Annotated in this window: 25 protein-coding genes; 24 read left to right on the forward strand and 1 reads right to left on the reverse strand. The window is 61.2% G+C overall.

Going from position 1 to position 24902, the window contains the following annotated elements; all coding sequences use genetic code 11:
* The first annotated feature begins 217 nt into the window (after positions 1-217).
* Entirely contained in the window at positions 218-1423 is a 1206-nt protein-coding gene (locus AB5767_RS01740) for a coiled-coil domain-containing protein (RefSeq protein ID WP_349074973.1), read from the forward strand.
* Between the two features lie 221 nt (positions 1424-1644).
* Here AB5767_RS01740 and murB read toward each other — a convergent pair whose 3' ends face one another.
* Positions 1645-2607 carry a UDP-N-acetylmuramate dehydrogenase gene (murB, locus tag AB5767_RS01745; protein WP_368132168.1) on the reverse strand — a complete coding sequence of 321 codons (963 nt, stop codon included), beginning with the start codon at positions 2605-2607 and terminating at the stop codon, positions 1645-1647.
* Positions 2608-2790: 183 nt separating this feature from the next.
* On the opposite strand from murB, the gene AB5767_RS01750 reads away from it, so the two are divergent.
* The 23 genes from AB5767_RS01750 to hisF all read left to right on the forward strand — a co-directional run bounded on the left by AB5767_RS01750 (position 2791) and on the right by hisF (position 24824).
* On the forward strand, positions 2791-3819 hold the full coding sequence (locus tag AB5767_RS01750; RefSeq protein WP_035137746.1) for a LacI family DNA-binding transcriptional regulator: 1029 nt from the start codon (positions 2791-2793) through the stop codon (positions 3817-3819).
* 248 nt (positions 3820-4067) lie between these two features.
* Positions 4068-4556 (forward strand): hypothetical protein, encoded by a 489-nt coding sequence (locus AB5767_RS01755; RefSeq protein ID WP_195503999.1) that lies wholly within the window; start codon positions 4068-4070, stop codon positions 4554-4556.
* A 38-nt stretch (positions 4557-4594) separates the two neighbouring features.
* Entirely contained in the window at positions 4595-5362 is a 768-nt protein-coding gene (locus AB5767_RS01760; RefSeq protein ID WP_368132169.1) for a GntR family transcriptional regulator, read from the forward strand.
* Positions 5347-6060, forward strand: coding sequence for a GntR family transcriptional regulator (locus AB5767_RS01765; protein WP_117564863.1), 714 nt, complete (start codon positions 5347-5349; stop codon positions 6058-6060). Before AB5767_RS01760 ends, AB5767_RS01765 begins: the two co-directional genes overlap by 16 nt.
* A gap of 193 nt (positions 6061-6253) precedes the next feature.
* A complete protein-coding gene (locus tag AB5767_RS01770) occupies positions 6254-7369 on the forward strand; it encodes an SIS domain-containing protein (RefSeq protein ID WP_368132170.1) in 1116 nt (371 codons plus the stop codon).
* 60 nt (positions 7370-7429) lie between these two features.
* Complete coding sequence (locus tag AB5767_RS01775) at positions 7430-8491, forward strand: SIS domain-containing protein (RefSeq protein WP_271747061.1); 1062 nt, start codon at positions 7430-7432, stop codon at positions 8489-8491.
* 46 nt (positions 8492-8537) lie between these two features.
* The gene (locus tag AB5767_RS01780) at positions 8538-8957 is read left to right on the forward strand and encodes a PTS sugar transporter subunit IIA (RefSeq protein ID WP_117744006.1); all 420 of its coding nucleotides are present in this window, start codon (positions 8538-8540) and stop codon (positions 8955-8957) included.
* 57 nt (positions 8958-9014) lie between these two features.
* A complete protein-coding gene (locus AB5767_RS01785; RefSeq protein WP_368132171.1) occupies positions 9015-9497 on the forward strand; it encodes a PTS sugar transporter subunit IIB in 483 nt (160 codons plus the stop codon).
* A 58-nt stretch (positions 9498-9555) separates the two neighbouring features.
* Positions 9556-10329, forward strand: coding sequence for a PTS mannose/fructose/sorbose/N-acetylgalactosamine transporter subunit IIC (locus AB5767_RS01790; RefSeq protein ID WP_368132172.1), 774 nt, complete (start codon positions 9556-9558; stop codon positions 10327-10329).
* The gene (locus AB5767_RS01795; RefSeq protein ID WP_195241126.1) at positions 10310-11143 is read left to right on the forward strand and encodes a PTS system mannose/fructose/sorbose family transporter subunit IID; all 834 of its coding nucleotides are present in this window, start codon (positions 10310-10312) and stop codon (positions 11141-11143) included. The genes AB5767_RS01790 and AB5767_RS01795 overlap by 20 nt, the downstream gene beginning before the upstream one ends.
* Before the next feature lie 88 nt (positions 11144-11231).
* A complete protein-coding gene (locus tag AB5767_RS01800) occupies positions 11232-12122 on the forward strand; it encodes a DMT family transporter (RefSeq protein ID WP_368132630.1) in 891 nt (296 codons plus the stop codon).
* A 225-nt stretch (positions 12123-12347) separates the two neighbouring features.
* On the forward strand, positions 12348-13121 hold the full coding sequence (locus tag AB5767_RS01805) for a PTS mannose/fructose/sorbose/N-acetylgalactosamine transporter subunit IIC (protein ID WP_368132881.1): 774 nt from the start codon (positions 12348-12350) through the stop codon (positions 13119-13121).
* Positions 13102-13935 (forward strand): PTS system mannose/fructose/sorbose family transporter subunit IID, encoded by an 834-nt coding sequence (locus AB5767_RS01810; protein ID WP_195241126.1) that lies wholly within the window; start codon positions 13102-13104, stop codon positions 13933-13935. Before AB5767_RS01805 ends, AB5767_RS01810 begins: the two co-directional genes overlap by 20 nt.
* A gap of 92 nt (positions 13936-14027) precedes the next feature.
* Positions 14028-15242: an MFS transporter gene (locus AB5767_RS01815; protein WP_368132530.1), complete on the forward strand. Its 1215-nt coding sequence runs from the start codon at positions 14028-14030 to the stop codon at positions 15240-15242.
* A gap of 170 nt (positions 15243-15412) precedes the next feature.
* Positions 15413-16474: an SIS domain-containing protein gene (locus AB5767_RS01820; protein WP_368132531.1), complete on the forward strand. Its 1062-nt coding sequence runs from the start codon at positions 15413-15415 to the stop codon at positions 16472-16474.
* A gap of 73 nt (positions 16475-16547) precedes the next feature.
* A complete protein-coding gene (locus tag AB5767_RS01825) occupies positions 16548-17384 on the forward strand; it encodes a sugar phosphate isomerase/epimerase family protein (protein ID WP_368132532.1) in 837 nt (278 codons plus the stop codon).
* A 170-nt stretch (positions 17385-17554) separates the two neighbouring features.
* Entirely contained in the window at positions 17555-19270 is a 1716-nt protein-coding gene (hisG, locus tag AB5767_RS01830; RefSeq protein ID WP_368132533.1) for an ATP phosphoribosyltransferase, read from the forward strand.
* Between the two features lie 105 nt (positions 19271-19375).
* Positions 19376-20812 (forward strand): histidinol dehydrogenase, encoded by a 1437-nt coding sequence (gene hisD / locus AB5767_RS01835; protein WP_368132880.1) that lies wholly within the window; start codon positions 19376-19378, stop codon positions 20810-20812.
* Position 20813: 1 nt separating this feature from the next.
* Positions 20814-21929, forward strand: coding sequence for a histidinol-phosphate transaminase (gene hisC, locus AB5767_RS01840; RefSeq protein ID WP_368132535.1), 1116 nt, complete (start codon positions 20814-20816; stop codon positions 21927-21929).
* Positions 21930-22517 carry an imidazoleglycerol-phosphate dehydratase HisB gene (hisB, locus tag AB5767_RS01845; protein WP_006235888.1) on the forward strand — a complete coding sequence of 196 codons (588 nt, stop codon included), beginning with the start codon at positions 21930-21932 and terminating at the stop codon, positions 22515-22517.
* Positions 22518-22596: 79 nt separating this feature from the next.
* The gene (hisH, locus tag AB5767_RS01850) at positions 22597-23298 is read left to right on the forward strand and encodes an imidazole glycerol phosphate synthase subunit HisH (protein ID WP_368132879.1); all 702 of its coding nucleotides are present in this window, start codon (positions 22597-22599) and stop codon (positions 23296-23298) included.
* Positions 23295-24038, forward strand: a complete 744-nt coding sequence (locus tag AB5767_RS01855; protein WP_238057621.1) for a 1-(5-phosphoribosyl)-5-[(5-phosphoribosylamino)methylideneamino]imidazole-4-carboxamide isomerase — start codon at positions 23295-23297, stop codon at positions 24036-24038. The genes hisH and AB5767_RS01855 overlap by 4 nt, the downstream gene beginning before the upstream one ends.
* A 3-nt stretch (positions 24039-24041) precedes the next feature.
* Entirely contained in the window at positions 24042-24824 is a 783-nt protein-coding gene (gene hisF / locus AB5767_RS01860; protein WP_117654877.1) for an imidazole glycerol phosphate synthase subunit HisF, read from the forward strand.
* Positions 24825-24902 lie beyond the last annotated feature (78 nt).

The raw sequence follows: 24902 nt of genomic DNA on the forward strand, positions 1-24902 counted from the left end.
GCAGGGACGCCCAAATCGTGCGCTGTAGGAAAAGCAGAGGATTGTGCTAACGTACTCATAGAAGAGCTTGCGTACGCATAACCTGATCTTTGGCATTTGCTTACGAGCCGCTGACCTTGCAGTTTCCTGCCGTTCGTGGAAATCGTTGGGACGCGCCATATGTACGCTAATATGTATGAGTTGAGCGACATATAAATAAGCATGTAACGGAGTACATATGTCACCAAACAGCGATTCCATCCTTTCCCAGGAGCTCTCGCGCCGCACTGCCCTCAAGGCCCTGTTCGGCGCCGCTTCTGCGGCAGTTCTTTTTGGCCTGCCCGCTCGCGCCCATGCGGCGGAGGCTTCCAAAGAAACCACCGATAAACTGAATGCCGCCCAGGCCCAGCTCGACGAGGTTCAGGCCCAGCTCGACAGCATCGCAAATGAGTATGCGGCGCTGGCCAACAAGAATGCCCAGACCCTCAACGACATCGAGAATGTCCAGGGCAAGATTGACGACACGCAGGCCCAGATCGATGAAAAGAAGGCCGAGCTCAAGAAGAAGCGCAACGACCTTTCCGATCGCGTGGCCGCCAGCTACAAGTCCGGCGGCACGAACATCCTGTCGCTGCTGCTGGCCTCTGGCTCGTTTGAGGAACTCGTCGCCAACGCGCATTACGTTGAGAAGATCAACAAGAGCGACCGCGACGCCATCGAGGACATTCAGACCATCCAGGAAGAGCTCGATGCGCAAAAGACCGAGCTCGAGTCGCAGAAGGCCGACTTAGAGAAGCTCAAGGACCAGCAGACTGCCCAGATGCAGGACATGCAGGCCAAGCAGCAAGAAGTCCAGACCGTGCTGAACGGTCTTTCCGACGACGTCAAGGAGCTCATGGCTCAGCGCGATTCCGAGATCCTCGCTGCTGCCCAGGCTGAGGAGGCCGCTAGGAAGGCTGCCGCTGCCGCGGCTGCCGCGAACAAGAACAATTCCTACTCGGGTGGTTCGAGCTCGGGTGGTGGATCGTACGCGCCCGGAACTCCGCAGCAGAATGCCGGCTCGGGCAAGCAGCAGGCTGTCGTCAACGCGTGCTACTCCACGCCTTCGCCGGGTCAGAACTGGTGCGCGGCGTGGGTCACCAATGTCTTCCGTAACGCCGGCGTTGGCTACTTTGGAGGCAATGCGTGCGACATGTTTAACGCCTGGTGCTATAGCTCCGACCGCTCGGCGCTGCAGGTGGGCATGATCGTGGCCGACTCATCGCATAGCGGCACCGGCATGCCGGGTCTGATCTATGGCCACGTGGGCATCTATGTTGGCGGCGGCATCGTCATGAGCAATGAGGGCGCCATTACGTCTAAGTCGCTTGATTCGTTTATTAGCTTCTATGGCACTGGCTCTGGCGTGCGTTGGGGCTGGCTCGGCGGTATTGCGCTGTCGTAAAGCCGACGGGGCCGCGTGCCCGCCCGCATTATATTTGATTGCCTGCTCGGGCAGTCCTGCGCAAGACGAAGGCCACATTAAGTGGCCTTCTTTGCGTGCGGAACTCGCGATCAATCAAATATAATGCGGGCGGGCACGCGGCCCTCTCGGGTTCGGGGCGCGACACACCGGACTGGGTTATCTGAATGAATATGGTGAAGGCCCCTTTCGGGGCCTTCTTTTTATAAAAATTCGCCTACTCGGTGGACTTCGGGTTCTAGGTCTACGTCGAATTGGCCTTTGACGGTTGTTTGGATGTGGCGGATGAGTTCGTCAACGTCGGCGGCGGTGGCGTGGTTGGCGTTGACGATAAAACCGCAGTGCTTTTCGCTTACCTGCGCGCCGCCAACGGCGTGTCCTCGCAGGCCGGCGTCCATGATGAGCTTGCCGGCAAAGTAGCCCTCGGGGCGCTTGAAAGTGGAGCCGGCACTCGGCATGTCGAGCGGCTGCTTGTCCTCGCGGCGCTGGCGGTAGTCGTTCATGTCGGCCTTGATCATCGCGGCGTTGCCCGGAGCGAGATTGAAGGTGGCCGAAAGCACGATGAAGCCGTCGTCGGCAATGCGGCTCTTGCGATAGCCCAGGTTGAGCTCATCGACATCGAACTCAATGATATTGCCGCTGCCGCGGGTGCCGTCGTCGAGCTGGCGAGCGGGTTTGTAGACGCGCACGGACTCCAGCACATCGGCCATGCAGGCACCGTAGGCACCGGCGTTCATGTAGCAGGCGCCGCCGACCGATCCGGGGATGCCCGAGATGGGCTCCATGCCGGTGAGGCCGGCCTCGGCTGCCGCCGCGGCGACATCGGAAAGCAGCGCGCCGGCTGCCGCCGTGACGTGCGTGCCGTCGACGGTGATGTTGGAGAGACCTTCGCCCAGCGCTACGACGACGCCGCGGATGCCCTTGTCGCCGACGAGCAGGTCGGAGCCGTTGCCCACGATGGTGAGCGGCAGGTCGCAGCGATAGCAGGTATCGAGCGTGGCGACGAGGCCCTGCTCGGTATCGGGCGTGACAAAGACGTCGGCCGGGCCGCCGATCTTAAACGTGGTGTGCTCGCGCATGGGCTCGCTCATCAACACGTTGTCCTCGCCGGCAACGCCGGCGAGCGCGCACAGCAGGTCCTCGTTAAAAAAGTCGTTCTCGTGCATACGAATATCCGCCTTTTGGTGGTCGTTGTCATCAATCGATTGCAATATACCCCACCCGGACGGATTTGGTGCGCTGGCGGCGATAAAACAGCCGTCTACCGGATTGGTAAAGTGTTTATCACCGAGGTAGAGGGTCGGTCGCTATACTTTCAAGAGATTGCGCGTAAACCTGGAAGGAGCGAGATGGCCAACAAAGTCACCCTCAAGCAGATCGCCCAGGAGGTGGGGCTTTCCCCCTCGTCGGTCTCGCTTGTTCTCAATAATCGGCCCTGTCGCATCTCGGAAGAAAACCGCAAGCTCATCAAGGAGGTCGCGGCGCGCAACCACTATGTCCCCAACCAGATTGCGCGTAGTCTGGTCATGCGCGAGTCGCGCACGCTGGGCCTTATCGTCCCTAACATCGAGAGCCGCTTTTTTGCCTCGCTCGCCGGTAGCCTGGAAAAGCGCTGCCGCGAGGACGGCTATGCGCTCTTCATTACCAGCTCGGGTGGAAGTGCCGACGACGATCTGGAGCTGCTGCGCCAGCTGGTAACGCGCGGCGTTGATGGCGTCTTCCTGGTTGTGGGCGACGAGTTCTCCGACGACCGCGCCCTGCGCGAAGAAGTCAGCCATCTGCCTATCCCTGCCGTGATGGTCGACCGTGCCATTGAGGGACTCGAGTGCGACAAGGTGATGTTCGACCACGAGATGGGCGGCTACATGGCCACCCGCTATCTGATCGAGCAAGGCCACCGCCGTATTGCTTGCCTGGTTAACGCACGCCGCTCCAATACGGGTCGCAAACGACTTGCCGGCTATGAGCGCGCACTGCGCGAGGTTGGCTTGCCTATCGACGCGCGTTTGGAGTTTGAGAGCGAGTACTACATTCCGAGTGCCTACGAGGCCTCGGAGGCGGTGCTCGCAACTGATGCCACCGCCGTGTTCGCAAGCTCGGATAACATTGCCCTCGGTCTGCTCAAGCGCTTACACGAGATGGGGAAGAGCATTCCGGGCGACATCTCGGTGGTGAGTTACGACAACTCGGCCGCCGACGTTCTCTTTGAGCCGGCGCTGACCGCGATTGAGCAGGATCCTGGTATCCTCGCGGAGCATGCTTTTGGCTGCATGTCCAAGCGTCTTGCCGGTAGGGGCGGTAGGCGTGCCGAAGAGGTCGTCCTGGAGCCGGCACTTATCGTTAAGGGCAGCGTGCTCGAACTTACCGAATGTAGCTAAGCGTACTTGTTTGTTTGCATAGATTGCATGCGGAGTGTCCGCTATTTGCCGGCGGGGCCGGGGTGTCTGCCTTGTTTTGAGAAGTTCGCGAAGCCCACTTCTCAAAACAAGGCAGACACCCCGGCCCTCGTCCGTTAACTCTTCCGCTGGGCGAGCCATAGACGCCGCGCACCGATGCGATAAAGCAGTGGCTTGAAATTGGTGCTATATTCAGCATGATTTGTTTAATGCTAGTACGGGAGGCTGATATGGGGCTGTTCAAGAAGAAAAACCCGCAGGATGCCTTTGATCCCGATGTGTTTACCATCACGGATACGATTTTGGACCCGCCGCGGTTTACATTTTTGCCGGCTATCTACCAGGATGCCACGCGCCGCAAGTGGGCTGTGCATCAACGCGGTGGCGAGCCGAAGATTTTTGACTATGCGGACGTGTTGCAGTGCGAAGTGGCCGAGGCGGGCGATCCGGAGGCCGAAGAAGCGGTCTCTAAACAGGAATTTGCCCAGCGTATCCTGGCAAATCCTGCCAAGGCGGCGAAAATAAATGCTGCCAAGCGTAATATGTGTCTTGGTATGGGCGTTGTTGTGGCGGTTCAGACGGGAAAAGACGAGGTTTCCAAATTAGAGATTCCCGTTATGACCGACGAGGTCAAACGCGATTCAAGTCTATATAAGTCGTATCGGAATGTCGCCGAGAAGATCAAGGCCGAATTTGATGCCATGGGAGGGCTGACCTAATTTTGGCGGCATACGTGTCTGAATGAGGAGTCTGTGCAATGGCAGGCGAATCTTATGCAATTCCCCCCAAAGATCGTGCTGTTGAGGGAATTCTTTGGTATATCCAGCACCATCAGCTTGCCGGCGGCGATCGCCTGCCGGCCGAGCGCGTGCTGTGCGAAGAGATTGGCGTTTCGCGTACGGCGTTGCGTGCCGGTATCACGCGGCTTATCTCGTGTGGAACGCTCGAGAGCCGTCGCGGATCGGGCACGTATGTGTGTCCTCCCAAGCCGCTGAACATCTTCCAGGAAACGTATAACTTTTCCGATGCTGTGCGGACTGCCGGCCTGCACCCCTCTTCTCGTCTGGTTTCCACCGGGACCATCGAGGCGGATGAGGCGCTTGCCGACAAGCTTGGGGTGGCTGTAGGCGCTCCCTTGCTCCGCACGCAGCGCGTTCGACTTATTGAGGGCGAGCCGGCGTCAATCGAGACCGCTCACGTTAACCTGTCCCTGTGCCCATCGCTTCCCGAGCACGATTTTGAGTGTGAGAGCCTTTACGATGTCTTGCTCAAAGAAGGTGGCGTGCGTGTTGAGCATGGACGTGAGCATATCTCCATCTCGCGTTTGAACGCCGAAGAGGCCGAGCTGCTCCAGCAAGAAGAGGGGACGCCGGTGTTCTATGAGAGCGCGATCGAATTTGATAAGGACATGCGTTTTGTGGAGCATTGCAAATCGGTGATTTTGCCCACAAAGTTCCGCTTTGCCGATAACGGTGAAAAGAACGGCATGAGGAGCGTGGCAGGTGAACAATGGCTGAAACAGTAGATGCCACCCCGGTTTATATGCGCATACGACGTCGCATTGAAGAGCGTATCGAACGCGGTATATATCCCACGGGTTCCATGATTCCGTCCGAAAAAGACCTCGCCGAGGAATTTGGTACGACACGCTTGACCATTCGAAGTGCTGTCGATGAGCTGGTTCGGCGCGGGCAGATTCGACGCGTCCGCGGAAAGGGCGCGTTTGTGGCGCAGAAAGTGCCCGTTGCCTACGAACGAACAGGAGGCTTTCGCGAGTCGGTTCGTGCTTCGGGCGGCGAGCCGTCCGTCCGCATCCTCGCGCGTTCCAAGCGTTATGCGGGCCCATATTATGCCAACCTGTTTGGCATTGCCGAGGACGATTTGCTGTATTCGATTCGGCGTTTGAACTGCGTCAACGGCGATCCCGTATCGATTGAGATGGCGTTCATCCCGTGCCTGCTGTTTCCCACAATCGAAGATATTGACGTGTCGGTCTTCAGTTTGTACGAGACCTATGAGATGTTGGGCCGAAAGCCGGTCATGGCACAGGAGAAGCTCGATATCGAGGCGGTGGGTGCACGCGACGCGGGCTTGCTTGGCTTGGAACAAGGGGATCTTGTTTTGCTTTTGGAATGCGTGAGCTATGACGCGAGCGGTCAGGCTATCGAGTATGTAAAGTCCTTCAATCGTGGCGATGCGGGCGGCTACACCTATACGTACTAGCTGGGGCTTTGCATCGCGCGCGGTAACAGCCGGTCTGTTTGGGCAATTTGACCGACTGTATATACAACCTTACATGGCTCAAAATCGACCGTTCGCCGAAGGGGATAAATTAATCGACAAAGAGGTATCAAAAAGGCGTAACCTGTAACTGTGATTGGTATCAAATACTAATGATTTATAACGAGGTGAGACGATGAAGATGCTCGATTACGTTCAGCTTGCCCATGTGCGTATGGGGGAGAACCTCGAGCGTTCGTCTGAGCTGGTAGCGCAGCTCGTTGATATTTTCCAGTCCGGTTCTTTTGACGCACTGCGCATCGTTGCTTCGGGTTCGTCGCGCCATGCCGCCGATTGCGCCCGCGATTACCTGCAAGATGCGCTGCAGATGCAGGTGTCCGTTGTAACGCCCGAGGCCTTCGTCGATTTTGAACACACCTATCCGCAGCATGCGCTTAACATCGCCGTCTCGCAGAGTGGCTATTCGACCAATACGATTGCGGCGCTCGATTACATGCGCGCACACGATATGGCTGCAGTTGCGCTCACGGCAAACGTCGAGGCACCCATCAAGGAACACGCTGACATCGTTCTTGACTACGGTGTGGGCGTCGAGTCGGTGGACTTTGTAACTCTGGGCGTCGAGGTTCTCGTTGAGTATCTGGTGCTCTTTGGTATTTACGGCGGTCAGGCGCGCGGAACGGTTGACGCCAAAGGCGTTGCCCAGCGTCTTGACGACCTGCGCGAGGCTATCCAGGCCAATGCCGTGATGTGCAAGACCGCCGAGGCATATGTCCAAGACCACATGCTCGAGCTTTCTGAGCACACGCCCGCTATGGTCGTCGGCAACGGCCCCAACTATGGTGTTGCCGAGGAGGCAGCGCTCAAGCTGAGCGAGACCATCAAGATTCCTGCCATGCATCACGAAGGCGAGGAGTTCGTCCACGGTCCCGAGATGCAGATCGTTCCGGGCTATCTGGTGTTTATTGTCGACGATCCGCAGGGGTCGGAGCGTCTTGCGAATATCGCCGATGCGCTATCGAACGTTACGACAAAAACGGTGCTGCTCACGGCCCATCCCAAGGGTGGGGCTCACGAGGTTGTGGTGCCTCAGGTGGCTCCGCTGCTCAGCGCAATTCCCAATCTCGTGTTCTTCCAGACGATTGCGGCAATAATCGCCGAGCGTCTGAAGTCATGGGACGTTCACCCGTATCTCGGTGCCGTCTCCAAGCAAATGGAGGTCAAGGCAGAGGGCTACGAAGAGTCAGTCAATGTGCTTAAGGCCAAAGCGGCTGAGTGTTACGGAATATAAGCGGGTTTTGATGCCCGTTGGCATGGGGGATGTGGAAACAACCCCAGAAAGGAGAGACAAATGAAGGAAACCGAGAAGATCGAAATCATGCATTTCGACCAGGAGGGCTATCTCGAGGACGGCAAGGCGCTCTACGAGACCGGCAAGAAGATGACCGCGCTCGCCGACAAGGTCGCCGACGAGGGCTACGACGCCGTGTTCCTGATGGGCGTCGGCGGCACCTGGGACGAGCTCATGCAGCTCGAGTACCTCATGAACAAGTTCGGCGACCGCGACCTCGAGGTCTACCTGATCCACGCCGCCGAGTGGAACGCCATGGGCCACAAGCGCATGACCGAGAAGTCCGTCGTGCTCACCGCCTCCGAGTCCGGCACCACCCCCGAGGTCCTCGAGGCCGTCAAGAAGATGAAGGACATGGGCGTGCGCGTCTACGCCATGACCAAGCCCGAGGGCCCCATCGGCCAGGCTGTCGGTGCCGAGAACTGCGTTGCCATGGCTTCTGATCATGGTTCGGGCGGCTGCGAGAAGGGCTACTACCTCGCCGACTGCTTCGGCCTGCGCCTGCTCAACCGCCGTGGCTGCTTCCCCAAGTTCGACCTGTTTATCGAGCAGACCAAGGACATCTGGAAGGACATGCTCGACATCCGCAAGCGCTTCGAGCCGCGCGCCGAGGAGCTCGCCAAGAAGTACGCCCTGGCCCCCTACACCATGTTCATCGGCTCCGGCGCCCTGTGGGGCGAGACGATCCTGTTCTCGATGTGCATCCTCGAGGAGATGCAGTGGAAGCGCACCCGCTACATCACCTCGGCCGACTTCTTCCACGGCACCCTCGAGCTCGTGGAGCCCGGCGTCCCCGTGTTCCTGTTCATGGGCGAGGACGAGAACCGCAAGCTCGACGAGCGCGTCCGCGCGTTCCTGACCCGCGGCGTGACCGGCGACACCGACATCAACATCATCGACACCGCCGAGTTCGCCATCCCCGGCCTTGACGACGAGTTCCGCGTCATCGTCTCCCCGTGGATTCTGACGGTGCTCGTGACCGACCGTCTGGCTCGCTACTACGAGACGGTCACCAAGCACAACCTCAAGTATCGTCGCTACTATCACCAGTTCGACTACTAAAGAAAACGGGTGCGGGAACGTGCCGGGCTATTGAGAGGAACACAGAATGAGACAGTACATCATCGCCAGCCATGCGCACTTCGCCACCGGCATCAAGGAGAGCGTCGAGCTGCTCTCGGGCGCTCGCGACAACGTCCACGATCTTTCAATGTTCGTCGATGACCGCATGGACGTGGCCGAGGAGGCCCAAAAACTGCTGGCAGGCATGGCTGCCGACGATGATGTCGTTGTCTGCACCGACCTCTTTGGCGGCAGCGTCAACAACGAGTTCACCAAGATCGTCCAGACGCGTCCCCGCACGTACCTCGTTACCAACATGAACCTTCCTCTGCTCATCCAGCTGCTGTTCTCTGACGAGTCGGCGCCGGTTGAAGAGACGATTCGCGCCATCGTCGCTGCGGACGATACGCGCGTGAAGTTCGTCAACGATCTTTTGGTCGATGACGACGAGGAAGAAGAGTTCTAATCCGTAGCACCTACTGACACGCCGTAAGACGGCACAAGACCTTTGGGGGGTCACATTATGATTCAGCTACTTCGCGTTGACCATCGCCTGCTTCATGGCCAGGTCGCGGTCTCTTGGGTTCAGGGCCTCGGCTCCAACTGCATCTTCTGCGTGGGCGATAAGGTCGCCAACGACCCGGTGTGGAAGACGACGCTCAAGATGGGCAAGCCTGCCGGCTGCAAGCTCGTCATCAAGGATATGGCGAATGCCATCGAGGCTATCAACTCGGGCGTGACCGACAAGTACAAGATGATCATCTGCGTTGCCACCATCGCTGAGGCAAAGCAGCTTGTTGAGGGCTGCCCGCAGATTAAGTCGGTCAACCTGGGCAACACCAAGCCCAAGGACGAGAAGCGCACCGATGCTCGTCAGGTCTCTCGTCAGATCTTCCTGACCGCAGCCGAGGAAGCCGATGTGCGCGAGATGCTGGATCGTGGCGTTGAGGTCGAGATTCGACCCCTGGCCGATGACCCCAAGGTTGACTGCGCCAGCGTGCTCTAGGCGTTTGAATTCGAAGAGTCTGAGCTCTTCGTAGTGTCCTATTAGGAAAGGGGGATGTATGCTTACCCAAGCAATCCTCATCGGACTTATCGCCGCATTTGGTAAGTTCGACTGCCAGCTCGGTACGCTCTATGCGTTCCGCCCCATCGTCCTGTGCCCGCTCGTGGGTCTGGTGCTGGGGGACCTGCAGTCCGGCCTCGCGATCGGTGCGAGTCTGGAGCTGCTGTTCATGGGCTCGATCTCCATCGGCGCCTACGTGCCGCCTGATGAGACGATCGGCGGCGTGCTCGCCTGCGCCTTCGCTATCCAGCTGGGCCAGAGCACCGAGGCAGCCATCGCGCTTGCCATGCCCATCGCCACGCTGTGCCTTGCCATCAAGAACATCCTCAACGCCGCCCTGCCGATCCTGGTTGACCGCGCTGATGTCTTCTCCGGCCAGGGCAACCTTAAGGGTGTCTATGCGATGCACTTCCTGATCGGTTTAACCGGCATCATCATGGCGTTCCTGATGTGCTCGCTGTCGTTCTATCTGGGTGCTGACGCTATCCAGGGCGTGCTCGACTTTATCCCCGACTTTGTTCTTGCTGGCTTTGGCGTTGCCGCCAACATCCTGCCGGCCATGGGCTTCGCCATGCTCGGCCGCCTGGTGCTCACCAAGCAGCTCGTGCCCTTCTACTTCCTGGGCTTCCTGCTGTGCTCCTACGCCAACGTGCCCGTCCTGGGCGTCGCCCTGATCGCCATCATCATCGGCATCGACAAGTTCGACCTGCTCGGCCTGGGCGGAGCCCAGCCCCAGCTCTCCGCGGAAGGGGATGAGGACGATGACTTCTAGTCCCGAGAACAAGATCACGCGCTCCGACCTCGTCAAGAGCGCCGTCAACGTCGGCGCCCTGGGCATGGAGTTCTCCTGGACCTACTACAAGCAGATGAACATCGCCTTCTGCCTGATGGTCGCCAACATGCTCAAGAAGATCTACGCCGGCCGCCCCGACGACTACGCCGAGGCTCTGCACCGCCACTGCGCGTTCTTCAACATCACCGTCCAGTTCGCCCCGTTCGTCGGCGGCATCGCGATGGCCATGGAGGAGAAGGTCGCCCGCGGCGAGATCGAGCCCGAGAGCGTCAACGACGTCAAGGCCGCCCTCATGGGCCCGCTGTCCGGCATCGGCGACTCCATCTTCCTGTCGACGCTGCGCGTGGTCGCCGCCGCGGTGGGCATCAGCCTGTGCCAGGCCGGCAACCCCTTCGGCCCCATCGCCTTCCTGCTCATCTACAACGTCCCCGGCTTCGCGCTGCGCATCTGGGGCGCCGTCAAGGGCTACGAGCTGGGCGTGGGCTTCCTGGACGAGGCCCAGAGGACCGGCCTCATGCAGAAGATCATGACCTGCGTGGGCATCGTGGGCGTCATGGTCGTGGGCGCCATGTGCAAGGACATGTTCTGGGCCAGCATCCCGGTGGCCATCGGCTCGGGCGACGACGCCCAGACCCTCCAGGACATCCTGGACGGCATCATGCCCGGCATGCTCGGCATGATCGCCTTCTGGCTGTACTACTGGCTGCTGTCCAAGAAGATCAACCCCATGGTGCTGATCGTGGCCACCATGGTCGTGGGCATCATCGGCGCGTTCTTCGGCGTGCTGGCGTAGGTTCCTGCGTTCTATTCTGCCCCCAAGGGAAACGGCGACCCATTGCGGTCGCCGTTTTTTATTACCGAAAGCTAGCTGGAGGTGTTTCGTGATTCGATCTGACAATCCACCCGATAATGGCGTGAGCGGGGCGATGTATCTATTTGGCACGGCGCTCCTGTGGAGTTTTATCGGCATCCTCGTTCACGCAAATTCGCAGTCAGCTCTTTTGATTGGTGCCGTCACGGCAATATTTATGGCGCTCTTTATCCTGCTCGTCGGCAGGCCTGTCCTCCGCGTCAGCCGTCTTATTGTCCTTGTGGCCGTCTGCAACTTCGTGACGGGCACCACGTTTAACTTTGCCAACCAGCTCACGACGGTCGGCAACGCGATCGTCCTGCAGTACACCTCGATGATTTTCGTTATCGTGTATCAATCGCTCGCAACTCGCACGTTGCCCTCGCCTGCGAAGATTGCCTCCGTGGTGGTTGCTTTTACGGGTATGGGACTTTTCTTTTTAGGTGATTTGAGTGCCGAGGGCATGCTCGGCAACCTGCTTGCCGTCATTTCGGGCGCCACCTTTGGGCTGTGTTTCTTTTTAAACTCTCGCTCCGATGCGTCGCCCATGGTGTCCTCGCTCATCTCCTGCGGCATCTCGATACTGCCGATCGTCTATTTTGCAGGCGACCTAGGCTCCGTGAAACCCTTTGAGTGGGGGCTTATGCTGGTGCATGGCCTTTTTTGCAGTGGCCTTGCGAGTGTGCTGTATGCCAAGGGGATTGCGCGCACCAACGCGTTTGCGGCCAACTTGGTCTGCATGAGTGAGGTCGTGCTCGCTCCCTGCTGGTCGGCGCTCCTCTTTGGCGAGGTCTTTAGCTGGAACGAGTTCTTGGGCGCGGCGATGATCGTTTTGGTGATTGTGGCCAACTTGGCATCCGATGCCTTTGGCGACGGCTTTCTGGTGGCGCTTGTCCGCCATCGAAACAAAGAGCGTGCCTAATGGGATGCGCCTGCCGTTTACGGTAAAAAACACCCCGCTGAGCGACTGGTATTAAATAAGGCGAACCTGCATACCTATAATTGGTATCAAATCATTTGTGCCTGGCATGGGTGTTAGCAGCACACCAGGTACGCTTCGAGCCGTGGAATCGAACTCCCGGAATTGATATCAACAACGCGCGCGACGGGAGTGACGACGGTTCGAGATTCCTTATTGGGAGGAATTATGCTTGTCCAAGCAATCCTCGTCGGCTTAGTCGGAGCGTTTGGATGCCTCGACTACCAGCTCGGCACCCTCTACGCGTTCCGCCCCATCGTCCTGTGCCCGCTCGTGGGCCTGGTGCTGGGGGACCTGCAGACTGGCCTTGCCGTTGGCGCCAGCCTGGAGTTGCTGTTCATGGGCTCGATTTCCATCGGCGCCTACGTGCCGCCTAACGAAACCGTCGGCGGCGTGCTCGCCTGCGCGTTTGCCATTCAGCTCGGTCAGGGTACCGAGACGGCCATCGCGCTCGCCATGCCTATCGCCGTCCTTGCGCTGACGATCGGCAACATTACCAATGCCTTGTTCCCTGTGTTTGTCGATATGTCAGACAAGTTCGCCCTCAAGGGAAACCTTAAAGGCATCTACGCCGTTCATTGGGGAATTGGAATCTGGGGCTGCGTCGAGTACTTCCTGCTGTGCGGCGGCGCCTTCTATTTGGGTTCCGACGCCATCCAGGGCCTGCTCGACTTCATCCCGCCCTTCATCATCGACGGTTGCGGCGTTGCCGCCAACATCCTGCCTGCCATGGGCTTCGCCATGCTCGGCCGCCTGGTGCTCACCAAGCAGCTCGTGCCCTTCTACTTCCTGGGCTTCCTGCTGTGCTCCTACGCCAACGTGCCCGTCCTGGGCGTCGCCCTGATCGCCATCATCATCGGCATCGACAAGTTCGACCTGCTCGGCCTGGGCGGAGCCCAGCCCCAGCTCTCCGCGGAAGGGGATGAGGACGATGACTTCTAGTCCCGAGAACAAGATCACGCGCTCCGACCTCGTCAAGAGCGCCGTCAACGTCGGCGCCCTGGGCATGGAGTTCTCCTGGACCTACTACAAGCAGATGAACATCGCCTTCTGCCTGATGGTCGCCAACATGCTCAAGAAGATCTACGCCGGCCGCCCCGACGACTACGCCGAGGCCCTGCACCGCCACTGCGCGTTCTTCAACATCACCGTCCAGTTCGCCCCGTTCGTCGGCGGCATCGCGATGGCCATGGAGGAGAAGGTCGCCCGCGGCGAGATCGAGCCCGAGAGCGTCAACGACGTCAAGGCCGCCCTCATGGGCCCGCTGTCCGGCATCGGCGACTCCATCTTCCTGTCGACGCTGCGCGTGGTCGCCGCCGCGGTGGGCATCAGCCTGTGCCAGGCCGGCAACCCCTTCGGCCCCATCGCCTTCCTGCTCATCTACAACGTCCCCGGCTTCGCGCTGCGCATCTGGGGCGCCGTCAAGGGCTACGAGCTGGGCGTGGGCTTCCTGGACGAGGCCCAGAGGACCGGCCTCATGCAGAAGATCATGACCTGCGTGGGCATCGTGGGCGTCATGGTCGTGGGCGCCATGTGCAAGGACATGTTCTGGGCCAGCATCCCGGTGGCCATCGGCTCGGGCGACGACGCCCAGACCCTCCAGGACATCCTGGACGGCATCATGCCCGGCATGCTCGGCATGATCGCCTTCTGGCTGTACTACTGGCTGCTGTCCAAGAAGATCAACCCCATGGTGCTGATCGTGGCAACCATGGTCGTGGGCATCATCGGCGCGTTCTTCGGCGTGCTGGCGTAAGGGCCCGGCTGCATAGACTGTCATTGCAACCTGGTAAGGGGATGGAGCGGGCCTATGCCCTCCATCCCCTTACTTGTATAGAGGGAGTTCGTATGTTCGCGAAGGATCGCGAAGCAATGCGCCTGACGCCGGCAGAGGTCAGGCTGATTCTTATTGAGTCCCTGCAATGGTGCGCCAACAACGCGGTGTACTTTTTAGGGCTTATCGGCGCGGCGACGTATGATTTGGCTGGCACGGCCTTTTTGGTTGCTGCCATTACGCTCGTACGCAATCTTATGACGTCGGCGGGCAATATGGTGTCGGGCTCGGTCATCGACCGCTTTGGACCGCGCCGGACGTCGTTTGTGACGTGCGTGATTACGGCGGTGCTATCGCTTGGCGTGGGGTTGGCGCCGTTGTCTGTCCCCGGGCTTGTGTTTGCCGCGTGCGTCTTGGGGCTTGCGGGCGGCTTTATCAACACCTGTACGCATGCGTTTCCGGGATACCTGGAGTCGACCACCGAGGGCCGTACCCGCGTGAACGGTCTCATGGTGTTCTACAGCAATATCGCCTATACCGCTGGCCCGCTGCTCGGTGGTGCCATCGTGAGCTGTTTTGCCACGCAATCGGTCTATCTGCTCATGGCGGGCATGATGGGTGTGGCGGCCGTGCTCTCCTTGGGCTGTCACGAGTGTGTTGCTCCCGCAAAGGGGGGGAAGCCGAAGGGCGGTATTCTGGGCGGCATGGCCGAGGGCGCGCGACTTACGTTTCGCGACCACGACCTGCGCCTCATCTTTATCTCGGGCTTTTTGGGTTTCTTTGCGTTTGGCGCGTTCGATTCGCTGGAGTCGTTGTTCTATCGCGATGTGCTCAACGTGGATATCGTCTGGCTGGGCTGGCTGTCCTCGGTCGTGGGCCTCACTTCCTCGGTGGGCGCGTTCATCCTGACCAAGCTTTCTGCCCGCCATGTCAACCTGCGATTGCTGCTCGGCGCGCTCATGGCCGTGGGCATTGGGTCCATGGTGTACGTGGGCACCGATATGCTGGGGGTCGCGATTATCGGTCAGGCGATTAACGGTCTGGCCTGGGGATTCCTGGAACCGCTGCAGATGATCTTGATTCAGGAGCGCGCTGACATCAAATACCTGGGGCGCATTACCGGCTTTGTGCGTTTTGGCCTGATGAGCGCCGGCGTGCTGCCGCTGCTGGCGGCTCCGTTTTTGGCGGAGGCTTTGGGCGTCCAGGCGGTGCTGTTTGGGGCATCGACCATTATTGCGCTGGTAGGAACGCTGTTCTTTGTCACACAAGGGAGGCGCCAGAGGCGTTAGCTATACATTCAATTCTAATTTAATACCACTCACCAGAGAATTTCGACCGTTCACCGAGGATTGGAACAGATTGATAAGTGGTATTAAAAACATGTTAGGTGTATGTCTATAATTGGTTTCGAAAAGAAACGCGATGTATAGAGTTGCGTGCAGGACAGAAAGGAAAAGCCATGAAGGAAACCGAGAAGATCGAGATCATGCATTTCGACCAGGAGGGCTATCTCGAGGACGGCAAGGCGCTCTACGAGACCGGCAAGAAGATGACCGCGCTCGCCGACAAGGTCGCCGACGAGGGCTACGACGCCGTGTTCCTGATGGGCGTCGGCGGCACCTGGGACGAGCTCATGCAGCTCGAGTACCTCATGAACAAGTTCGGCGACCGCGACCTCGAGGTCTACCTGATCCACGCCGCCGAGTGGAACGTCATGGGCCACAAGCGCATGACCGAGAAGTCCGTCGTGCTCACCGCCTCCGAGTCCGGCACCACCCCCGAGGTCCTCGAGGCCGTCAAGAAGATGAAGGGCATGGGCGTGCGCGTCTACGCCATGACCAAGCCCGAGGGCCCCATCGGCCAGGCTGTCGGCGCCGAGAATTGCGTCAAGATGGCTTCCGATCATGGTAACGGTGGCTGCGAGATGGGCTACTACCTCGCCGACTGCTTCGGCCTGCGCCTGCTCAACCGCCGTGGCTGCTTCCCGCAGTTCGATAAGTTTATTGAGCAGACCAAGGATGTTTGGACCCACCTGGTCGACATCCGCAAGAGCTTCGAGCCGCGCGCCGAGGAGCTCGCCAAGAAGTACGCCCTGGCCCCCTACACCATGTTCATCGGCTCCGGCGCCCTGTGGGGCGAGACCATCCTGTTCTCGATGTGCATCCTCGAGGAGATGCAGTGGAAGCGCACCCGCTACATCACCTCGGCCGACTTCTTCCACGGCACCCTCGAGCTCGTGGAGCCGGGCGTCCCCGTGTTCCTGTTCATGGGCGAGGACGAGAACCGCAAGCTCGACGAGCGCGTTCGCGCGTTCCTCAACCGCGGCGTGACCGGCGACACCGACATCAACATCATCGACACCGCCGAGTTCGCGATCCCCGGCCTTGACGACGAGTTCCGCGTCATCGTGTCTCCGTGGATCCTTTCCTCGCTGATCACCGATCGCCTTGCCGCTTACTACGAGACGGTCACCAAGCACAACCTCAACTACCGTCGTTACTATCACCAGTTCGACTACTAAGAGCAAATAACGTTTGTGTAATTGGGCCCCGCTCCTATATGGAACGGGGCCCCGTTTGGGTTGGAGAGTAATTATGAGCTACCCCCAGCTTGCCGTTATGAATATCAGCCATCGCTACTTTGATCTTGAGGAGTTCTTTTCTTCGGCAGCGGCTTCGGGCTATACGTGTTGCGAGCTTTGGACCGGGGCGATGCATCTGTATGTCGATTGCCATGGATACGATTCGCTCGAGCAGGTGCGGGAGCTGTCACAGCGGTATGGGGTTCGGATTGTGGGGCTTTGTCCCGAACAGAACAACCCCAAGCCGTGGAATATCGCGGCGCGCGGGAATGAGGCGCGCGCCCGCACGCTCGCGTACTTTAAGAACGTTGTGGATATCGCGGCGGAACTTGGAGCCGAGCAGGTCATGGTCTCGAGCGGCTGGGCATTTTTGAACGAGCCGATCGAGGACGCGTGGGGTCGCAGCGCCTCGATGCTGCGTGCGATTGCCGAGCATGCGGGAGAGCGCGGCGTGCGACTGGTGCTCGAGGCCCTACAGCCGGTTGAGTCGATGATCGTGAACTCGGCGGCCGACACGAAGCGCATGATCGAGGCAGTTGATCATCCGGCACTTAAGGCGTGTCTGGATTTGGGCGCTATGGCGGTGGCAGGGGATACCATCGACGATTATTTCGATCTGCTTGGCGATGATGTCGCCCACGTGCATTTTGTCGATGTTGCGGCAGATGGCACGACGCATCTTGCCTGGGGTGACGGCGACCGCGATATGCGCGCCGACCTGGATAGGCTGGTGGCGCGCGGCTATCGCGGAGTTGTTTCGGCCGAGACCTATGACTGGCGCTATTTTGCCGACCCCGCAGCTGCCGATGCGCAGGTAATGGCAGAGTATCGTCGTGCGATTGGCGTCTAGGTGGGGTTGGGTTGCGACAATCCGCTCCTATGTTTCCAAATGAATACGGTGTGAGCCGAGGAGGACGATTCTCCCCGCAAACACTCTAGTATGCTAAAGTACCCAGAAGACCGGCGGAGCTCTGCCGGTCTTCTGTTCTATATGAAACGCAGCATGAGGAGGCTCACCAGATGACGGCCACACCGTGGGGATTCCGGGACATATTGCCCGAGGAGGCTCAGGCGCGCGAGGAGATTGCGCTGACGGTGAAGGGCTGCTTTAGGGAGCATCATTACCTGCCGGTCGAGACGCCGCTGCTCGAGGACAAGGGTTCGCTCGAGGAAGGCGGCCGCATTGCGGACACGCCGTTTAAGCTCTTTGACGATGATGGTCGCCTGCTGGTGGTCCGTCCCGACAACACGCTGCCGATCGTTCGCCTGGTTTCGACTCGCATGCGCGCGGCCGACCTGCCTCTACGTCTTCGCTACGAGGCGCCGGTGGTTCGTGAGTGCCAGCGCAATGCCGGCGGCTCGCGTCAGTTTACGCAACTGGGTTTTGAGCTTATCGGTGTGGGCGACACTGCGGGCGATGTCGAGATCGTCTCGCTCGTGGCCGAGGCCGTGCGTAAGCTGGCACTGCCCGATGCGCGCGTTATCGCGGGCAGCGTGCGTCCGTTTAAGGAACTGCTCGCGGCGTGCGAGGATCGCGAACTGGCCGCCGAGGCCCTGCGCTGCGTGCACGCCAACGACTTTGTGGGCCTCGATGCCCGCGTGGCGGCAAGCACCGAGTCCGATGCCGTCAAGGCCGCCATTTGCGAGCTGCCGCGTCTGCACGGCGGTGCCGAGGTGCTCGACCGCGTGGACGCGCTGCTGGAGGCCGCCGGTATCGTCGCGCCGCTGACGCGCGAGCTGCGTGCCCTGGTCGAGGGCCTGGCTCCCGAGGACGCCCAGGTGCTGTCCTTCGACTTCTCCATCATGAACTCGTTTGATTACTACACGGGCCTGGTCTTTAAGGCTTATGCGGGCGGACTGCCCGATCCGGTCGGTTCGGGCGGACGCTATGACTCCATCTTCACCGGCGCATTTGGCGACGGTATCGAGGTGCCGGCGGCGGGCTTCGCCTTTTCGCTCGAGCGCCTGGAGGCCGCGCGCACCTCGGCCGAGGATGCCGCTTCCGATGGCGATCACGCCGCGGGCCGTGGCGCCGAGGGTCCGCTGCGCATTGCCGTGCCCAAGGGCTCGCTCAAGGCCGACACGCTCGACGTGCTCGAGGTCGCGGGCTTGGATGTCTCTGAGCTGCGTGACCCCGGCCGTCACCTGATCGTGCGCGGCCGCGACACGCGTGCCGGCGAGGGCGCGGTCGGCGATATCGAGTTTGTCATCGTGCGTCCCAGCGATGCGCCTGCCTTTGTGGGCTGCGGTGGTGCCGATTGCGGCATCTGCGGTTGGGACTCGCTCATCGAGGCCGACCTCAACCTGCTGCAGCTGGTAGACCTGGGCTATGGCCTGTGCACCTTTATCGAGGCGGAGCCCGCATGGCGCGCCGGTCAGGCCGAGCGCAACTATGCTCGCCGCGGGTCGCTTCGCGTGGCAACCAAGTACCCGCGCATCGCGAGTGCCTGGTATGCCGAGCGCGGCGTGAACGCCGACATCGTTTCGCTGCACGGTAACATCGAGCTGGGCCCCATTGTCGGCATGACCGATCGCATCGTGGATATTACCGCCACGGGCGCCACGCTGCGCGACAACGACCTGGTCATCACCGGTCGCATCATGGACTGCACGGCCCGTTTCTTCGTCAACCCGGGTGCCGCGCGCCTCGATCCGCGTGTGCGCAACCTGGCCGATCGCCTGGCGGCTGCCGTGAAGGACAAGCATTTTGAGCCCGTCGCGGGCTCGGCACAATAGCGCGAGCGCGCACGGGCGCCCCAACGTACGGGCTGCGGGCCGACTGGTGCCGCTGCCCAGTCGCTCGTTTTTCGAACACAACCTCGACCGATAGGGGATACCGATATGAAGACCATCAAGCTTGCTCCCGGTGAGCGCCTCGTTACCAACCAGCTCAACCGCAAGGGTGTGTTGCCGCAAAACATCGTCGAAGCCGCCCGCGATATCGTGGCCAACGTGCGTGCCAACGGCGATGCCGCGGTGCGCGATTACTGTCAGCGTTTTGACGGCGTCGAGCTGCAGAGCTTCCGTCTGCCGCAAGAGCAGATCGATGCCGCGCTCGAAGGTCTTGATCCGGCCTTTGTCGCCGCGCTCGAGAAGGCCGCGCGTCAGATTCGCGAGTTCCACCAACGCGAGGTCGAGCAGAGCTGGTTTACCACGCGTGCGGACGGCACGATGCTCGGCGTTAAGGTGACCCCGCTCGCGGCGGCCGGCATCTACGTGCCGGGCGGTCGCGCTCAGTATCCCTCCACCGTGCTCATGAACGCCATTCCCGCCAAGGTTGCTGGTGTCAAGCGCGTGGTCATGGTGACTCCGCCGCAAAAGGATGGCCTGATCAGCCCCTACACGCTCGCGGCGGCAAAGCTCGGCGGCGTGGACGAAATTTATATGGTGGGCGGCGCCCAGGCCGTGGCCGCGCTGGCATACGGTACCGAGACCATTCCGCGCGTCGACAAAATCACCGGCCCGGGTAACGCCTTTGTTGCGGCGGCCAAGCAGATTGTCTCGGGCGATGTGGGAATCGACATGGTCGCCGGCCCGTCCGAGGTCTGCGTGCTGGCCGATGCTACGGCCAAGCCCATGGTGGTCGCGGCAGACCTGATGGCTCAGGCCGAGCACGATCCGCTGGCAGCCTGCTATTTGGTGACCTGCGACGAGCAGTTTGCGCGCGAGGTCGAGGCGGGTATCGATATTCTGGTGGCGCAGTCCCCGCGTGCCGAGATCACGCGTGCCTCGCTCGATAACGAGGGCACCATCGTGGTGGCCGCCGATATGGCTGCCGCTGTCGAGGCGGTGAACACCGTGGCGCCCGAGCACCTTGAGCTGCACTGTAAGGATGCGATGGGCCTGCTCGGCGGCATTCGCAACGCCGGCGCCATCTTTGTGGGCGCGTGGAGCTCCGAGCCGCTCGGCGATTACGTTGCCGGCCCGAACCACACGCTGCCGACCGGCGGTACGGCCATGTTCTCCAACCCGCTTTCGGTCGAAGAGTTCGTTAAGCGCTCGAGTGTCATTTGTTATACACCCGAGGGCCTGCTCTCGGACGCTCCCGCGACGCAGCGCCTGGCCGAGGCCGAGGGCCTGTGGGCGCACGCGCTTTCCGCCGCTTTGCGTCGCCGCGTGTTGGGGCAGGGCGAGGATGCCGTGAGCGCTGCGTCGCTGGCTGCGGCCGACCTGACCAAGGTCGCCTGGCCGGGTGATACGACCGTGACGGTCGCCGAGGGCGTGGACCTGGCGGCTGCAGGCTCGGATGGCGCTGGCGCGACCGGCGAGGAGGCTTAACATGGCCGAACTCACGCCGCGCATGAAGGAGCTCGTCCAGCCCTACTTGGCCGGTATTGAGCCCTACGATCCCAACTTTACGCCCACGCGCATCAATCTTTCGGCCAACGAGAACACCTATCCCGTGCCCGCTGGCGTGCGCGAGGCGATCGACGCGGCCTTGGCTGCCACACCGCTCAACCGCTATCCCGATCCCATGTCCAACGAGCTGCGCGACGAGCTTGCCACTTGGCATGGCGTGACGCGCGAGAACATCTGCGTGGGCAACGGCGGAGACGAGCTGCTCTATAACTACCTGCTGGCGTTTGGCGGCGCGGGGCGGACCCTGCTCAACTGCCCACCGTGCTTTAGCGAGTATGCGTTCTTTGCGTCGCTGTGCCAGACCGAGGTGCGCGACGTGTGGCGCGACCCGGCGACCTTTGAGCTCGACCAGGCAGCCGTGCTTGCCGCGGCGCCGGAGTGCAGCCTGGCCATCGTGACTTCGCCCAACAACCCCACGGGCGACGTGGTACCGCTCGACTTTGTCGCGGCCCTGTGCGATGCGTGTCCCGGCATGGTCATGGTCGACGAGGCCTACGTTGAGTTTGCGGACGATTCGTTTGGCGCGGCTACCACGGCGCAGGGGCTTATCGCCGAGCATCCCAACCTGGTGATTCTGCATACGCTGTCCAAGGCGTTTGGCGCCGCCGGCACGCGTCTGGGCTATGTGATCGCGGCGCCCGAGGTCATCGATGCGTTTGCGGCGATTCGCCAGATCTACTCGGTTAACGTGCTGAGCCAGGCCGCCGCGCTTGCCTGCGTACGTGTTCGCGATGCGTACGCACCCGTGGTGGCACAGGTTGCATCCGAGCGGGAGCGCGAACTGTGTGCCCTGCACGCAATGGCTGCCGAGGGTCTGCCCGTGGAGGCGTGGCCGAGCGCGGCGAACTTTGTGCTCGTGCGCACGCCGCATGCCACGCACGTGCGCGAGCGTCTGCGCGACGAGTATTCGATTTTGGTGCGCGACTTTAGCTACGCGCCGGGGCTCGCGGACTGCCTACGCATTACCGTGGGTACCCCGCAGGAAAACGACGAGGTGCTGGCTGCGTTTGCCGCGCTGGTGAAGGAGGAGATGTAGATGGACCGCTATGCCGAGGTGACCCGCAAGACGGGCGAGACCGACATTGTCGTAAAGCTCGACCTGGACGGAAGCGGCGTGTGCGATATCTCGACCGGCGTGCCGTTTTTCGACCACATGCTCAACGCTTTTGGCCGCCATGGTCTGTTCGATCTGACGGTGCACGCGGTGGGCGACGTGGAGGTCGATGCGCACCACACCGTCGAGGACGCGGGTATTGTGCTGGGCGAGGCGTTTTGCCAGGCGCTGGGCGACAAGGCGGGCATTACGCGCTTTGCCGACGCGGCGATCGCCATGGACGAGACACTTGTGATGGCTGCTGTTGATATTTCGGGCCGCGGGCAGGCCTACTGCGAGCTGCCCGTGCCGACCGAGCGCGTGGGCAGCTTCGATACCGAGCTGGCCGTCGAGTTCTTCTACGCCTTTGCGCGTGACGCCAAGCTCACGCTGCACGTGCGCGAGCTGGCGGGCAGCAACTCGCATCACATTATCGAGGCTGCCTTTAAGGCCGTGGGCCGCACGATGCGCCACGCCTGCGAGCTCGATCCCCGCGTGCAGGGCATCCCCAGCACCAAGGGATCGCTGTAACCGTTACAAGGGTAAAACCACCACAAAGGGGACAGGCACCTTTGTGGTGGTTTTGGATGATGAGAAGTGGAGGGGTCGCGTGGGCGAACCGAAGATCGTGGTGGTCGACTACCACAAGGGCAACTTGTCGAGCGTTGTGCGCGGGCTTGCGCGCGCCGGTGCCGTCGCCTGCACGTCGGACGACCCAGAGCAGATCCGTAACGCCGACGGCTTGGTCATCCCGGGCGTGGGCGCGTTCTATGACGCGATCGCCTTTATGCGCCAGAGCGGCGAGGCCGACGCGGTGCACGATGCCGTCGCCGCCGGAACTCCGCTACTCGGTATCTGCCTGGGCCTTCAGCTATTTTTTGAGCGCGGCAACGAGGGCGTGCCTGCGGACGAGGGCGCGGTTGCCGATGGCAACACCCCCGAGCAGGCTGGCGGTCCCTGGGTCGATGGCCTGGGTATTATGCGTGGCTCGTGCACGCGCTTGAAATCGAGTCGCCTGAAGGTGCCGCACGTGGGCTGGGACCAGGTGCACATGACGCCCGCCGGTGCGGCCGATCCGCTGCTTACTGGTTTTGCCGAGGGTGCCAACATGTACTTCACCCACAGCTACGCGGTGGCCGACGATGCCGATGCCGCCGATGTGCTGGCGCGCACGCACTATACGCGGAGCTTCCCGTGCATCGTGCGCCACGGCAACGTGTGGGGCTGCCAGTTCCATCCCGAGAAATCCTCCGCGCTGGGTCAGCGCATCCTTAAGAACTTCGTGAGCATCGTCGAGGGGGCCGGCCGATGATTCTGTTTCCCGCAATCGATTTGATCGGCGGCAAGGTTGTGCGCCTGGAGCGCGGCGACCGGAGCCGCTGCAAGGTATATTCCGACGACCCCGTTGCCGTTGCCCGCTCGTTTGCCGAGCAGGGCGCAAGCTGGGTGCACGTCGTAGACCTGTCTTCTGCCTTTGGCGAGGACGAGGACACGTGCGCTGCCAACTCGGCGGCGATAAAGGCTATCTGCGGCGTCGACGGCCTGTCTGTGGACGTGGGCGGCGGCGTCCGCTCGCTCGCGCGCATCGACGAGCTGGCCGGCTATGGTGCTCGCCGTATTGCGCTGGGCACCGTGCTGGTGACCGAGCCGGGTTTTGCCGAAGTGGCAGCCCAAGGCTTTGGCGAGTTGCTGGTGGCAGACATTGCCGCGCGCGACGGTCAGGTCAAGGTGAATGGCTGGCGTGACGGTGCGGGTGTGGCGCTCGACGACGCCGTGGCGCAGCTTTCCGAGCTGGGTTTTAAGCATCTGGTGTATACCGACATCGCGCGCGACGGCATGCAGACGGGCATCGACGTAGCGGCGTATCGCCATGTGGCCGAGGTCGCGGGCTTTCCCGTCGTGGCTTCGGGTGGTATCTCGACGCTCGATGACATCCGCGCACTGGTCGCGGTGGGTGAGGGCGCGATTGAAGGTGCCATTACCGGTCGCGCGCTCTACGAGGGCAACTTTACGCTGGCCCAGGCACTGGTCGCCGCCCGAGGGGAGGAGTAGCCCATGCTTACCAAACGCGTGATTCCCTGTCTGGACGTCAAGGACGGCCGTGTGGTTAAGGGCGTCAACTTTGTGAGCTTGCGCGATGCGGGCGATCCGGTGGAGCTGGCGCGCGCCTATGACCGCGAGGGTGCGGACGAGGTCGTATTTTTGGACATTACCGCGACGAGTGACAACCGTGCGACGACCATCGAGATGGCGGCGCACGCGGCCGAGGAGCTCGCTATTCCCTATACCGTGGGCGGCGGCTTTCGCGACCTGGCGGGCATGCGGACCATGGTTGCCGCCGGTGCCGACAAGGTGTCGCTCAACTCGGCGGCCGTGCGCGACCCGTCGCTGATTAGCCAGGCTGCCGCGGCTTTTGGCAGTCAGGCCGTGGTCGTGGCGATCGATGCCAAGCGCGTCGGTTTGCCCGGAGAGCCGGGTGCCGACAAGTGGGAAGTCTTTACCGCAGGAGGCCGCAACGCCACGGGCATCGACGCGGTGGCGTGGGCCGAGGAAGCGGCTCGTCGCGGCGCCGGCGAGATCTTGCTGACCAGTATGGATCGCGACGGCACCAAGGCCGGCTTTGACCTGGCACTCACCCGTGCCGTGGCGCGCGCGGTGCCGATTCCCGTTATTGCGAGCGGCGGCGTGGGTACGCTCGAGCATTTTGCCGAGGGCGTGATCGAGGGCGAGGCCGATGCCGTGCTGGCGGCGAGCGTCTTTCACTTTGGAACCTTCAGCATTCGCCAGGTGAAGGAGTATATGGCGTCGCAGGGTATTCCTGTGAGGTTGGACTTCTAATGCTGCGGGCTTCGCTGCGGCTTGTCCAGGCACCGCATCTTGCCGTTCAAACCGTCGCTCGCGTACCAAAGTACGCGT

Source organism: Collinsella aerofaciens (assembly GCF_040926265.1).
GTDB classification, from domain to species: Bacteria; Actinomycetota; Coriobacteriia; order Coriobacteriales; family Coriobacteriaceae; genus Collinsella; species Collinsella aerofaciens_BB.

Bases quoted from the DNA above. Each gene is read 5' to 3' on its own strand.
- AB5767_RS01740 (WP_349074973.1), top strand. From the start codon at position 218: ATGTCACCAAACAGCGATTCCATCCTTTCCCAGGAGCTCTCGCGCCGC.
- murB (WP_368132168.1), bottom strand. From the start codon at position 2,607: ATGCACGAGAACGACTTTTTTAACGAGGACCTGCTGTGCGCGCTCGCC.
- AB5767_RS01750 (WP_035137746.1), top strand. From the start codon at position 2,791: ATGGCCAACAAAGTCACCCTCAAGCAGATCGCCCAGGAGGTGGGGCTT.
- AB5767_RS01755 (WP_195503999.1), top strand. From the start codon at position 4,068: ATGGGGCTGTTCAAGAAGAAAAACCCGCAGGATGCCTTTGATCCCGAT.
- AB5767_RS01760 (WP_368132169.1), top strand. From the start codon at position 4,595: ATGGCAGGCGAATCTTATGCAATTCCCCCCAAAGATCGTGCTGTTGAG.
- AB5767_RS01765 (WP_117564863.1), top strand. From the start codon at position 5,347: ATGGCTGAAACAGTAGATGCCACCCCGGTTTATATGCGCATACGACGT.
- AB5767_RS01770 (WP_368132170.1), top strand. From the start codon at position 6,254: ATGAAGATGCTCGATTACGTTCAGCTTGCCCATGTGCGTATGGGGGAG.
- AB5767_RS01775 (WP_271747061.1), top strand. From the start codon at position 7,430: ATGAAGGAAACCGAGAAGATCGAAATCATGCATTTCGACCAGGAGGGC.
- AB5767_RS01780 (WP_117744006.1), top strand. From the start codon at position 8,538: ATGAGACAGTACATCATCGCCAGCCATGCGCACTTCGCCACCGGCATC.
- AB5767_RS01785 (WP_368132171.1), top strand. From the start codon at position 9,015: ATGATTCAGCTACTTCGCGTTGACCATCGCCTGCTTCATGGCCAGGTC.
- AB5767_RS01790 (WP_368132172.1), top strand. From the start codon at position 9,556: ATGCTTACCCAAGCAATCCTCATCGGACTTATCGCCGCATTTGGTAAG.
- AB5767_RS01795 (WP_195241126.1), top strand. From the start codon at position 10,310: ATGAGGACGATGACTTCTAGTCCCGAGAACAAGATCACGCGCTCCGAC.
- AB5767_RS01805 (WP_368132881.1), top strand. From the start codon at position 12,348: ATGCTTGTCCAAGCAATCCTCGTCGGCTTAGTCGGAGCGTTTGGATGC.
- AB5767_RS01810 (WP_195241126.1), top strand. From the start codon at position 13,102: ATGAGGACGATGACTTCTAGTCCCGAGAACAAGATCACGCGCTCCGAC.
- AB5767_RS01815 (WP_368132530.1), top strand. From the start codon at position 14,028: ATGTTCGCGAAGGATCGCGAAGCAATGCGCCTGACGCCGGCAGAGGTC.
- AB5767_RS01820 (WP_368132531.1), top strand. From the start codon at position 15,413: ATGAAGGAAACCGAGAAGATCGAGATCATGCATTTCGACCAGGAGGGC.
- AB5767_RS01825 (WP_368132532.1), top strand. From the start codon at position 16,548: ATGAGCTACCCCCAGCTTGCCGTTATGAATATCAGCCATCGCTACTTT.
- hisG (WP_368132533.1), top strand. From the start codon at position 17,555: ATGACGGCCACACCGTGGGGATTCCGGGACATATTGCCCGAGGAGGCT.
- hisD (WP_368132880.1), top strand. From the start codon at position 19,376: ATGAAGACCATCAAGCTTGCTCCCGGTGAGCGCCTCGTTACCAACCAG.
- hisC (WP_368132535.1), top strand. From the start codon at position 20,814: ATGGCCGAACTCACGCCGCGCATGAAGGAGCTCGTCCAGCCCTACTTG.
- hisB (WP_006235888.1), top strand. From the start codon at position 21,930: ATGGACCGCTATGCCGAGGTGACCCGCAAGACGGGCGAGACCGACATT.
- AB5767_RS01855 (WP_238057621.1), top strand. From the start codon at position 23,295: ATGATTCTGTTTCCCGCAATCGATTTGATCGGCGGCAAGGTTGTGCGC.
- hisF (WP_117654877.1), top strand. From the start codon at position 24,042: ATGCTTACCAAACGCGTGATTCCCTGTCTGGACGTCAAGGACGGCCGT.